The following is a 12,681-nucleotide window of genomic DNA, read 5'->3' on the forward strand; positions in this document are numbered from 1 at the left end:
TAATCGTAAAAGTATAAATTTTATTTCTCTCTTAGTAGGGAGATTCAGGTATAACATTAGGTTGAAAAACAAAAGTGATGATTCTACCTGTTGTTTAAAGTCGAAATTGATGATAAATCTGACTAGCGGCACGGTGTATCAGAGAATGTCGCCAGACAAGTGCATCCATATCATCAGCATAGCCACCACCGATGACGCAGGCAACTGGATAACCTGCGCTAACACAGGTAGTTAAAACCTGCATTTCCCGGCGGAAAAGGCCAGTATCAGTCAAGGATAATTTTCCCAAGCGATCGCCTATATGTGGATCAACCCCCGCATCGTAAAATACTAAGTCAGGCTTGACATCCGCTAACAAATCTGGCAAATAACTTGCCAAAACCTGCAAATAAGCATCATCTTCCATTCCCACAGGTAAGGGAACATCTAGATCACTTTTTTGCTTTGTACCAGGAAAATTGACTTCACAGTGCATGGAGAAAGTGAAAACACTCTCATCATCTTCAAATATGAAAGCAGTACCGTCTCCCTGATGGACATCTAAATCTACAATCAAGATTTTTTGAACTAATCCAAGTTTTTGTAAAACACGGGATGCGATCGCTAAATCGTTGAAAATACAAAAACCAGATCCATAACTGGGAAAGGCATGATGAGTGCCACCAGCTGTATTGCAAGCTAAACCCTGACTTAAAGCTAGCTTTGCACTCAGTATTGTACCACCAACCGCTACACAGGTACGATTCTCTAAAGCTGGACTCCAGGGCAAGCCAATTCGACGTTGCGCTTTCGGCTCTAAAGTTCCTTCGCAATATGCTTTAACGTACTCTGGTGTATGTATTAACTGGATTAACTCTTGAGGTGGACGTATGGGAGTATGAAACTGTTCTGGTTGTGCTACACCGTCAGCTAATAGCAACTCGTACAGTTTACGAAACTTAGCCATTGGGAAGCGATGTCCTTCAGGCAGGGGGGCAATGTAATCTGGATGATAAATAATGGGCAAGTCCATATTATTGATTTTTCTTCAAAATCTGATGTGAAATACACCCAAAGTTGTGGCAAAAATAAATCAAAATACTATTTTTGAACGATATAAATTATTTTATAGCTCTTTATAATGTTACCGAACAAAAGTTATACATTAGCTAAAATTAGCCTAATTAAGTTTAAACTTTAATGGGTGTTAATGTCAGAGTTTAGGATCAAAAATAGTTATGATGCAATTGATTCCACCAATCGCATTTATTGTAGCTGGCTTGTTAACGGGATTCATTTTTGAAAACTTTCTGTTTCCTAAGCTCAAACAAATCATTTTGCAAAAACATATTCCCGGAACAAGAATAATTTTTCAAGCTTTGCATCGAGTAGCCTTTATTTGGTTTATATTAACAGGTTTTTCATTCGCTTTAGTTGTTGCTCCAAATATAAATGCAGATTTGAAAGTTGTTGTCAAGCAAATTATTACAGTTCTCTTTTTGTTTTCTATTACTTTAGTTTTTGCAAGATTAACGGCTGGTTTTGTCAATCTATTTACTCGTAAAACTGATGGAATTTCAGCTTCATTAATTTCTAACCTTGCAAAAATTGCTGTTTTAGTTTTAGGCACATTAATTATATTACAAACAATAGGAATACAAATTACCCCAATAGTTACAACTTTGGGAGTTGGAGGTATCGCTGTCGGTTTAGCCTTGCAAGATACACTAGCCAATTTATTTGCTGGATTTTATTTAATTATTTCTAAACAGGTCAGAACTGGTGATTATGTTAAATTAGATGCTGGGCAGGAAGGATATGTTACAGATATTACTTGGCGGAATACTACTATTAGAGAGCTTTCTAATAATGTTGTGATTGTACCTAATTCTAAATTAGCTTCGGCAATATTTACGAACTATCATCTACCAGCTAAAGAAATTACGCTAACAATGAATGTTGGTGTGAGTTACGACAGTGATTTAGAGCAAGTAGAAAGAGTAACTGTAGAAGTTGCTAAAGAAGTAATGAGAGAAATTGCGCCTGAATTAATTGAAAATGAACCTTATATTAGATTTCATACCTTTGGTGAATTTAGTATCGACTTTACCCTTTATATGCGAGTTAACGAATACTTTGACCAACGCATAGGGAAACATTTATTTGTCAAGAAATTGCATAAGCGTTATCAAGAATTAGGAATTTCTATTCCTTTTCCAATTCGAGATGTTTATGTGCAGAATAATAGTAATTTAGAATAGTGCTAGAGGCTAGGTATGACAATGCGATCGCCTATGAATCTGTGAAGTTCTACTTTAAAGTAGAAATTGGCAGATAATCAGTGCTAAGTTTATACCAATATTGAATAATTGTTGCTGAAATTATGTCGAAGCAAAGTCAACCTTAATAAAATTTCTTACAAGTGAGAAACACTTGATTTATGAGATTCAAGAATTAACAGTAATTTTAGAGTTTATTGGGCTATAAAAGCTATTTAAATGGTTAATAGTAGTAAGTCACGCTTTTAGCTTAAGTATCAGTTCCAAGGGCTGAGTTTAGCACATTATTTAGAGATATCAGTAATGCTTGAGTTGTGAAAGGTTTGGGTAAAAAATCTTGGATATTAAGATTTCTATTGTAATTATTCCAGTTAGGCATCAGTCCACTCATAGCAATGATTTTTATCGGCGGATTTATACGTTGTAACGTGAATATTGTAGTATAACCATCAATTTCTGGCATCATCAAATCTATCAATACTAAATTGATGTCATTCTTGAATTGAGTGTAAGTTGCTAGTGCATCAATACCATTACTAACACTTAAAACTCTATAATTATGACTTTCCAACGTGGTTTTAGTAATCTCGCAGATTGTAACCTCGTCATCTATGACTAAAATTAATTCACCATTGCCATTTATTAGTTTTGCATCAACTGTGACTGGAAGTTCACATATTTGGTTACTCGGCAAATAAACCTTAAAAATGCTACCCTTGCCCACTTCACTATAAACATTCACAAAACCGTTATGATTTTTAATAATACCTATAACGGTGGAAAGCCCTAGACCTGTTCCTTTGCCTATCTCTTTTGTTGTAAAAAAAGGGTCAAAAATACGATCTATAATTTCTGGCGCAATCCCTGTTCCATTATCACTAATAGTAATTACTATGTAAGGGCCTACTTTAGCATCAACTTGCATCTTCGCATAGCTTTCATCAACCCACAAATTTTCGGCACTGATCCTCAGTATCCCGCCATTAGGCATAGCATCACGGGCATTAACTGTTAAGTTCATCATTACTTGATGAATTTGAGTTGCATCAGCCACAATCGTCCCAAGATCAGATGCTAACTCAGTTTGGATTTCGATGGATTTTGGGAAAGTTCTCTGAGCAATCTGTGCAATATCAGATAGTAAATGTCTAGCTTGGATGGTATTACGAATCCCTTCCGTACCTCGACGCGTAAAAGATAGAATTTGCTTGACCAAATCAGCACCACGCTTGGCACTACCTTCTAATATTTCTAGCATTTGATGACTTTTCTCATCCAAATTGGGAATTTTAAGAGGTAGGAGTTGAGCAACTGCCAAAATAGGAGTGAGAATATTGTTAAAATCGTGAGCAATACCGCTTGCTAGAGTACCAATACTTTCGAGTCTTTGAGATTGTAAAAACTGTGCTTGGAGTTGTTTTTTCTCTGTAATATCAGTGCTAACAGTCAAAATAGATTTGGGTTTGCCATTTTCATCGCGTACAAGTGTCCAGCGGCTTTCAACGATGATATTCTTACCATCTTTTGTAATTTGCTGCAACTCACCTTGCCATTTTCCTTCCCTAATTAGGGTAAACTGTATTGCTTCAAAATCTGGCAAATTTGCTGGGCGGTACAACCGTTCAACAGTTTTCTTGCCCACAATTTCTGCTGCTTCCCATCCGTACAAGTGTTCAGCACCTTTATTCCAAAATGAAAGATGTTGCTGCAAATCTTGCACAAAAATTGCGTCAGTAGCAACATCTAGCAAAGCAACTTGTTCACGAATTTGTTGTTCTGCTAGTTTGCGATTTGTAATGTCCTCGGCAATACCAACAGTTCGGTAAGGTTCACCAAATTTATCTCTAATAGGAAAACCGCGATCTCGTATCCAACGCATTGAACCATCAGGACGGATAATGCGATATTCCTCATCATAATTACCTGTCAATGACTTCTCAAAAAAGATAGACTGAATGTATTGCCGATCTTCAGGATGAATTGCCTCTAGCCACCCCATAGAGTTAGCATACAAGCTCTCGCAAGTATATCCCCAGATAATTTCGTAGGCAGGACTAACGTAAAGCATCTGACGTTCTTTAGGGTCAGACATCCAAAAAACCATCTCAGTAATATTTTCCGCTAATTGGCTAAACCGTTCTTCGCTCTGCTGTAAAGCCTGTTCGGTGATATAACTTTGATGCCGTTGTTCTGCTTCTCGTAACTCCCGTTCTACTGCGGGAACTAAACGAGCTAGATTACCCTTGATTAGGTAGTCGTGCGCTCCAGCTTTCATGGCAGCGACGGCAATATCTTCGCCAATCGTACCGGAGACAATAATAAATGGTATGTCTAACTTCCGGCTTTGAAGAATTCTCAACGCTTCTGGGGCAGTGAAAGCAGGCATATTGTAATCTGCTATGACAATATCCCAAGTCTGCTGTTCTAACGCTGCCTGCATAGCACTTGCGGTATCTATCCGAATATAATCTAGAGTGTAGCCACCTCGACGTAATTCCCGCACGGTTAAGATAGTATCATCTTCTGAATCTTCAAGAATTAGAACACGCAGGTGAAAGTTCATCTTGAGTGCCTCTTTAAACTGGTGGTGGTTCGTTCAAAAGTAACCAATACATTCCTAACTGCCGTACTGCCTCTGTAAATTCAATAAAATCTACTGGTTTACGGATGTAGCTATTGCACCCTAAGCTGTAACTATTAAGCCGATCTTGTTCTTCACTAGAGGTAGTCAAAACTACTACAGCCAAAAGTTTAGTGCGCTCGTCTTCTCGCAAGCGGCGCAATACTTCAATACCATCAATGCGGGGTAATTTGAGATCCAACAAAATCACTGTCGGTTGAATGCTGGTATCTCGACCAGTATGAACTCCAGTCCCAAACAGATAATCTAAAGCTTCAACACCATCATGAGCAACTACGATTTGATTACTGATGTGATTTCGTTTCAAAGCTCTGATTGCCAAAGCCTCATCATCAGGATTATCTTCAACTAGAAGAATTGTCTTGTTGTTCACTCTCATCCCCTGCTTCTTCTGCTAACAGTGTAAAGTAAAAGGTCGCTCCTTGTTCCACAGCCGCTTGGGCCCATACTCGACCACCATGTCGATGCACAATTCGCTGCACAGTGGCTAGGCCAATTCCATTTCCGGGAAATTCATTTACTCCATGTAACCTTTGAAATGGCCCAAATAGTTTGTTCGCGTATGCCATATCAAAGCCAGCACCATCATCTTTTACAAAGTAGATTGGGATGTCAGTGTCACTCATAATTGTGCCAAACTCAATCTTTGCTTGGGGATGTTTAGAGGTAAATTTCCAAGCATTATTCAGTAAGTTTGTTAGCACTACTCTTAACAGATGCTTATCGCCTTCGACTAACAATTGTGATTGAATAACAAACTCCACTTCTCTGTCTGGCTGACTTTGTTGTAACTCATGACAAATATTGCTAGCTAACAAACTCAAATCTACTAATTCCAAGTTTATGTCGCTACGAGTAACTCTAGATAAGTTTAGCAGATCGTCGATTAATTGCCCCATCCGGTGAGTTGCGCCACGAATTCGCCGCAGATAGTCTTGCCCGGTTGTATCCAGCAAATTAAAGTAATCTTCCAATAAAGCTTGGCTAAATCCATCAATACTACGTAAAGGCGCACGCAAGTCATGAGAAACAGAGTAACAGAAGGCTTCTAGTTCTTTATTTACTGCTTGTAATTCAACAATCGTTCTGTGTAACCCTAGATTAAGGGATTGAACTGCTTGCTGTGCTTGTAGGCGCTCTAAGACTTCCGCTCGTAAATTGGCTGTAAGTTCTGCGTGTTTGAGAGCTACGCCAAGGTGGTTGGCAATTTGCGTCACAAACTCAATTTCTGTGGTTTGCCACTTTCTGGGAGCGCGACATTGGTGAATACAAAGCAATCCCCAGAGCTTTTGACTTTGAAGTAGCGGTACTACTAGGTTCGCTCGAATTTGAAATTGTGACAATATTTGAATATGACACTCACTCAATCCATAACTGTAGATATCTGCAACGGACTGAATTCTCCCTTGCTGATAATGAATTGCAAACTGTTCTCCAAAGCAATGATCGTGAACTTTTTGTGCCATTGCTGAGACAAACTCTGAGTCTACATCTTCCGAAACAAATTCTCCATCATCCCAGCCTGATTCTGGGTAGAAACGAAACATCCCTACTCGGTCTGCTTGTAAGAGTTGACGCACCTCGACAGCTGTGGAATGAAAAATTGTTTCCAAGTCAATAGGTTCCCGCAGGCGAGTTACTACACGGAATAATGCCTTTTGCTGCTCTACTTGGAAATATGCTTGAGTAATTTCTTGGTCTAAGTGTTGAACTTCACTTGTAATGATCTGTTTGACTTCTTCAAATGCTGCTTCATCTCGACACAAGCCCTGTAACTTTGTTAATAATTCTAGATTCATTAATTTTAAGTTCTTTGGCTTTACTTATAATAAGATTAGCTAAAATAGCTCGCCAATCATAAACTAAAAATTATCAATTGATGTACTTGGCTAGTTGAGAAAATTATCCCTAGTTTATGTCCTTTTTGAAAGGTGTAAACTGTTTAGATTTATGAATTAATTTACTGTTGCAGATTTACAAATCTTTGCCTATACCCTTGGACGCGGCTTGAAAAGCATCGTTTTGGATAGACTTAATTTTTTGCGCTAACATAAATTTGCAGTAATAACACCTCAGATTTGTTGTTATTCTTACACCGGATACCGCCGCATCATCTCTGCTAATTCCACCGCTTCACCTTCTGGCGTATACAAGGCCTCACCAGACATAGCAATTACAACCCTGTTTTTTCGCGCCCACTCGAACCAAACAACCACACCAGACTTGGACTGCGCGCGGACTTAGGTTTCCAGCCCTCCTTACAAACGGCAACAAACATGGCTTCTGGTGATTTAATCCCTTTCCCATGTCCGCCAAGTCCGCAGTGCATTCTTCAAATAAGCGATGTCTACGACAAGCTATAAATTTACTGGCGATGTATGCTAAATTGCTGAGTTAAAAATTACCTAATTAAACTACTATATAGTAATATAGTAGTTTAATTTATTTAAACGATGATGGTTGAAGGTTTACCTATGGCCCTTGGGCCAATAGCTGACTATTTTAAGGTGCTTTCAGAAATTAGTCGGCTTCAAGTGCTGTGCAGTTTAAAATCAGGTAGCAAAAATGTCTCAGAAATTATCGAAGCAACTGGAATGGGACAAGCAAATGTATCCAAGCATTTGAAGATGTTGGCGCAAGCAGGAATTGTTCAACGTCAACCACAAGGGGTGAATATTTATTATGAAATTGCAGACCCATTAATTTTTGAAATTTGCGAATTAGTGTGCGAGCGCCTTTCAGTCCGTCTTCAACAACAGTCAGAGCATTTAAAACAACTGCAAGCGTTGCGGAATAACTAAAATATCATACTGAAGTTGAGGGGAGCCTTATGTAAAACGCCCCCAACTACTCAAAATTGTTCATAATCAAAGCCCTGGTGAGTGAGATTAAAGCAGCCTAGATAAGCTGCTAGATCAAGATTAAGTATATCGTTGCAAATAAACTGAAGTATGTAACGAAAAATAAAGTTGTCTAAAACCCTCTTTCCTTCTGCCTTCTGCCTCCTGCCTTGTCATAACGACAATTAATTTTTAACATCGACCTACTTATCGCTTTTTGAGATGTTAGTGAATTATGGAGAGTATCGAGGGAATACTAAATACTTAGTTAACTCAATTATAAAAATTTTTACTTTGTTGCTGGTATATAATCGCGCTTATATGGGTAGTATATGACTCAACGCGTTCCTTTAACTCTCCTACTAATTGATGATTGCGCTGTAGATCGTTACATCTATCGACAGTATCTACAACAGAATAAATTATATACCTATGAAATTTTAGAATTCGAGACAGCAAAACAAGCTATAACATGGTGTGAGCAACACACACCAGATGTGATTTTGCTGGATTATTTATTGCCTGATGACGATGGGCTAGAGTTTTTGCAGCAATTGAGAAAAAATATCAATAATCAGCAATCTGCTGTCATCATGCTAACAGGAGCAGGAGACGAAATGATTGCAGTTAGTGCTATGAAAAATGGCGCTCAGGATTATTTAGTGAAGAATCATTTTAGTCCGAAAGCTTTGCAAAGTGCAATTCATAATGCAGTAGAACGGATGCATCTAGCTAGAGATTTAGAAAAAAGCCGAGAACAACAACAATTAATTTCTAAGATAACTTTACAAATTCGTCAGTCTCTCAAACTAGAAGAAATTCTGCATGAGACAGCAACACAAATTCGTCAGTTTCTCAAAGCTGATAGAGTATTAATTTATCAATTCCAGGCGGATATGAACGGCTCTATTGTAGCAGAGTCAGTTCTTGGAGATTGGACACTAGCTCTAGGGAAGCAAATTCACGACACCTGCTTTCAACAGGGAGATGGAAAAGACTGCCACTACGGGCAAAAATGCGTAATTGATGATATTTATCAGGCAGGCTTAAGTGATAGCTATTTGCATTTTTTAGAACAATTTGAAGTTAAAGCCTATTTAGTAGTACCCATTTTCGTTAATACGCAATTATGGGGATTATTAATTGCACAGCAATGTAGTACATCTCGCCACTGGCAATCGGTAGAAGTAGATTTGTTAGAACAATTAGCGATACAAGTGGCGATCGCCATTCAGCAGGCAAGTGCCTATGAGCAACTACAAACAGAACTGGCACAACGCCAACAAATAGAAAAGATGTTGCAACAACTGAATCAGGAATTAGAAGCTAAATTTGAAAAGCGCACCGCAGCTTTAAAGCAAAGTGAAGAACGTTGGCAACTGGTGTTGCGAGGCAGTAATGACGGTATTTGGGATTGGGATATTAAAACCAATCAGGTTTTCTTCTCAACTCGCTGGAAACAAATGCGCGGCTTTGCTGAACATGAGATTAATAACAACTTAGAAGAAAGGTTGAGTCGCATTCATCCAGATGATTATGACCGGGTTATGCAAGCAATTGCTGACCATTTTGCCCAAAAAACTCCATTCTTCCAAGAAGAATACCGAGTACAACACAAAAACGGCCGCCATATATGGATATCAGACCGAGGTCAAGCATTATGGGATGATGCTGGTAATGTGACTCGCATGAGTGGTTCAGAAACAGATATTACACAACGCAAAATTATAGAGCTAGTCTTGCAAGAAAGCGAACGCCGCTATGCAACATTAACGAAAGCAGTACCAGTAGTTATTTACCAACTTGATGCGACTTACAACTGTATCTATGCCAATGATCGTTGGAGCGAAATGATGGGCAGACCATTAGAAGCTGCATTTGGAATGGGTTGGTTAGAAACTATACATCCAGATGACAGCGATCGCCTCGCTCGGCAATGGTATCAATGGATTCAAACATATCAACCAGGACAAACCTATTGTGTTGAAGGTAGATGTCTGCGTCCATCTGGTGATGTCATTTGGTTTTATTGTCAGGTCTTAGCAGAAACCGATGCTAATGGTATGGTTATTGGCTACATCGGTACAATGATGGATATCACTGAACGCAAACAAGCGGAAGCAAAAGTTAAGCACACCAATGAGGCACTTACGAAAGCCAACACAGAACTCGCTCGCGCCACACGGCTCAAAGACGAATTTTTGGCAAACATGAGTCATGAGTTGCGAACACCACTGAATGCCATTTTGGGGATGTCTGAAGGCTTACAAGAAGCTGTGTTCGGCTCAATCAATGAACGACAAATCAAAGCGATATCCACTATTGAACGCAGTGGTAGGCATTTATTAGAGCTAATCAATGATATTTTAGACCTATCTAAAATAGAATCTGGCAAACTAGAACTGCAACTAGGTGATATTTGGGTCAAAAGCCTGTGTGATGCTAGCCTCGCCTTCATCAAACAAATGGCATCTAAAAAGAATATCCGCCTTAATACTCACATTGCTCACAATATTCGCAGCATTCAAGCAGACGAGCGCCGCCTGCGTCAGGTACTCATCAACCTACTGAGCAACGCCGTGAAATTTACCCCAGAGGGAGGCTCTGTGACGCTAGAAGTCCGGGTGGAAGAGGCAGAAAAGCAGGCAGGTGCAGAGGTGCAGAGGTGCAGAGGGGCAGAGGTGCAGGGGTGCAGGAGTGCAGGGGTGCAGGGGTGCAGTGGAGGAGTAGGGGAAGTTAATTCTGCCTTGTTTAGTTCATCCTTTAACCTCTGCTTTGATATTACAGACACCGGCATCGGGATTGCTGCGGAAGAAATTGGCAAGCTGTTTCAGCCGTTCATTCAGCTTGACAGTAGTCTCAACCGTCAGTACAGTGGCACTGGTCTCGGTTTAGCACTGGTCAAACGGATTGTTAACCTGCATGGTGGAACGGTATCAGTAACTAGTGAAGTTGGACAGGGCAGTTGTTTCCATGTTTGCATTCCCTACGTTAAAGGATTAGCTCAAGGAGCATCGGAATATCTTGTTAAACCTATCACTCGCACTCAACTTCAGACAACTATAGAGAAACTGCAAAATTCTGCCAGTTCTGAGGTGCAAACTCAAATGGGAGTATCAGAAGTAGCTCTGACTCATCCTTTGATTTTAATTGCAGAAGATAATCAGGCAAACATTGATACGATGTCTGGTTATCTTGAAAGCCGAGGCTATGATTTGATTTTGGCCAATAATGGACAACAAGCTATTGATGTGGCTCTAGCTCAATGCCCTGAGTTAATTGTGATGGACATCCAAATGCCAGGGATGGATGGCTTAGAAGCGATACGCCGCCTCCGTGATCATCAGCAATTTTTTCATACCCCGATTATTGCACTGACGGCGTTGGCAATGACAGGCGATCGCGAAACTTGTTTAGCTGCGGGAGCCAACGAATATCTCACCAAACCTGTCAAACTCAAACAGCTTGTCACCACAATTCAACAACTTTTAGGAAGATAGCGGAAAATTTTCATGGATACTCAGCCTTCTATTTTAGTAATTGATGATGAACCCGATAACTTCGATGTTGTTGAAACTTTGTTAGATGGGGAAAATTACCAGTTATACTACGCTCCTAGCGGTCAACAAGCTTTAAATCGACTCAATAGTTTTCAGCCTGATTTAATTTTGCTGGATGTAATGATGCCAGATTTAGATGGAATCGAAGTATGCCAACGCATCAAAGCTGATCCACAATGGCAAGCAGTTCCAATTATCATGGCCACAGCATTAACTGCTAAAGAAGATTTGGCTCGATGTCTAGCGGCAGGTGCATATGACTTTATTAGTAAACCCCTCAACGGTGTGGAACTCAGAGCCAGGGTGCATTCTATGTTGAGAATTAAGCAGCAATACGACAGTCTGCAAGTATTGCTCAAACTGCGAGAAGACATGGTAAACATGATTGTTCATGACTTACGAAATCCGCTTACTAGTATTGTGTTAGCGGCTGAGATTCTCCGGTTTCCTAAATTATCGCCCCAACAGCAGATGCTCAAGGTTGATCAAATTAGACAGGCTGGACAACAACTACAATCATTAATTAATAGCTTGCTGATTATGGCCAAGCTAGAATCTGGGAAACTAGCTCTGAACTACACACCAGTAGATATTTCTACGCTGTGTATGTCAGCATTGAAAGATATTGAAGCTCTTGCTATCCAAAAAGACATCACCCTGCTTAGTGAATTACCTCCACCCGGTGGAAATGTTGAAGTAGATGCGCTTATTTTGCGTCGAGTCATAGATAACTTACTCACCAACGCCATCAAATTTACGCCACCAAACTCGCAAGTTACCTTGCGCGGAGAGTATTTGCCAGCAGGAGGTGCTAAATTGCAAGTTGCTGATGCTGGCCCTGGAGTTCAAGAAGATTTACGCCAAATCATTTTTGAGAAGTATGCAATTGGCAATCTCATGCCTGAGGTTTCGCAAATTGGTTTAGGATTGGCTTTTTGCAAAATAGCGATCGAGGCACATCACGGCACAATTACTATCGATGATAATCATCCTAAAGGTACTATCTTTACAGTAAATATCTGAGCATATATTAAATAAAGTAGAGGAGAATTTGGGCGATCGCCTATTTATAAACCACATTCCGCTCCCTGATGATTTCTATTTTTGATGTTTCGCAATTACTTTACTTGTACCCCAAAGACCAACAGCGAACAGCCCTAATATAAAAGATGGTTCAGGTATCTGCTCAACTGGGCGAAACTCTATAGGTATAGCTACCAATAAATTACCATTAGCTCCAAAAATTTTATCTAATGATTCAATCACATTTTCTTTTACTACTAAGTAGGTGGGCGAGAAAATTTACAAGTATGTAACGAAACGTTAAGCATTAGAATCAGAGTTAAATTTAACACGTTCTGTACTGTAATTTCCTTTTTCTC

10 protein-coding genes are annotated in these 12,681 nt (G+C 39.6%); 4 read left to right on the top strand and 6 right to left on the bottom strand.

What is annotated here, in order from left to right; all coding sequences use genetic code 11:
- Positions 1 to 94: 94 nt before the first annotated feature.
- A complete protein-coding gene (locus tag H6G76_RS22570; RefSeq protein ID WP_190705824.1) occupies positions 95 to 1,012 on the bottom strand; it encodes a histone deacetylase in 918 nt (305 codons plus the stop codon).
- A gap of 205 nt (positions 1,013 to 1,217) precedes the next feature.
- Here H6G76_RS22570 and H6G76_RS22575 point away from each other — a divergent pair, with 205 nt between their 5' ends.
- A complete protein-coding gene (locus H6G76_RS22575) occupies positions 1,218 to 2,240 on the top strand; it encodes a mechanosensitive ion channel family protein (protein WP_190705827.1) in 1,023 nt (340 codons plus the stop codon).
- Between the two features lie 268 nt (positions 2,241 to 2,508).
- Here the strand turns inward: H6G76_RS22575 and H6G76_RS22580 are convergent, their stop codons facing one another.
- The 4 genes from H6G76_RS22580 to H6G76_RS37800 all read right to left on the bottom strand — a co-directional run bounded on the left by H6G76_RS22580 (position 2,509) and on the right by H6G76_RS37800 (position 7,115).
- A complete protein-coding gene (locus H6G76_RS22580; RefSeq protein ID WP_190705829.1) occupies positions 2,509 to 4,821 on the bottom strand; it encodes a PAS domain S-box protein in 2,313 nt (770 codons plus the stop codon).
- Between the two features lie 13 nt (positions 4,822 to 4,834).
- Positions 4,835 to 5,278, bottom strand: a complete 444-nt coding sequence (locus H6G76_RS22585) for a response regulator (protein WP_190705832.1) — start codon at positions 5,276 to 5,278, stop codon at positions 4,835 to 4,837.
- Positions 5,244 to 6,698 (bottom strand): GAF domain-containing protein, encoded by a 1,455-nt coding sequence (locus H6G76_RS22590; RefSeq protein ID WP_190705834.1) that lies wholly within the window; start codon positions 6,696 to 6,698, stop codon positions 5,244 to 5,246. Before H6G76_RS22590 ends, H6G76_RS22585 begins: the two co-directional genes overlap by 35 nt.
- A gap of 291 nt (positions 6,699 to 6,989) precedes the next feature.
- Positions 6,990 to 7,115, bottom strand: coding sequence for a hypothetical protein (locus H6G76_RS37800; RefSeq protein ID WP_277883122.1), 126 nt, complete (start codon positions 7,113 to 7,115; stop codon positions 6,990 to 6,992).
- Between the two features lie 240 nt (positions 7,116 to 7,355).
- Here H6G76_RS37800 and H6G76_RS22595 point away from each other — a divergent pair, with 240 nt between their 5' ends.
- The 3 genes from H6G76_RS22595 to H6G76_RS22605 all read left to right on the top strand — a co-directional run bounded on the left by H6G76_RS22595 (position 7,356) and on the right by H6G76_RS22605 (position 12,322).
- Positions 7,356 to 7,700 (top strand): helix-turn-helix transcriptional regulator, encoded by a 345-nt coding sequence (locus H6G76_RS22595; protein WP_190705842.1) that lies wholly within the window; start codon positions 7,356 to 7,358, stop codon positions 7,698 to 7,700.
- 371 nt (positions 7,701 to 8,071) lie between these two features.
- Positions 8,072 to 11,239 (top strand): response regulator, encoded by a 3,168-nt coding sequence (locus H6G76_RS22600; RefSeq protein WP_190705836.1) that lies wholly within the window; start codon positions 8,072 to 8,074, stop codon positions 11,237 to 11,239.
- A 12-nt stretch (positions 11,240 to 11,251) separates the two neighbouring features.
- A complete protein-coding gene (locus H6G76_RS22605; protein WP_190705838.1) occupies positions 11,252 to 12,322 on the top strand; it encodes a response regulator in 1,071 nt (356 codons plus the stop codon).
- A gap of 75 nt (positions 12,323 to 12,397) precedes the next feature.
- Here H6G76_RS22605 and H6G76_RS22610 read toward each other — a convergent pair whose 3' ends face one another.
- Positions 12,398 to 12,565, bottom strand: coding sequence for a hypothetical protein (locus H6G76_RS22610; protein WP_190705840.1), 168 nt, complete (start codon positions 12,563 to 12,565; stop codon positions 12,398 to 12,400).
- Between the last annotated feature and the right edge of the window lie 116 nt (positions 12,566 to 12,681).

Origin of the sequence: Nostoc sp. FACHB-152, from assembly GCF_014697475.1 — a bacterium.
Lineage (GTDB): Bacteria > Cyanobacteriota > Cyanobacteriia > Cyanobacteriales > Nostocaceae > Nostoc_B.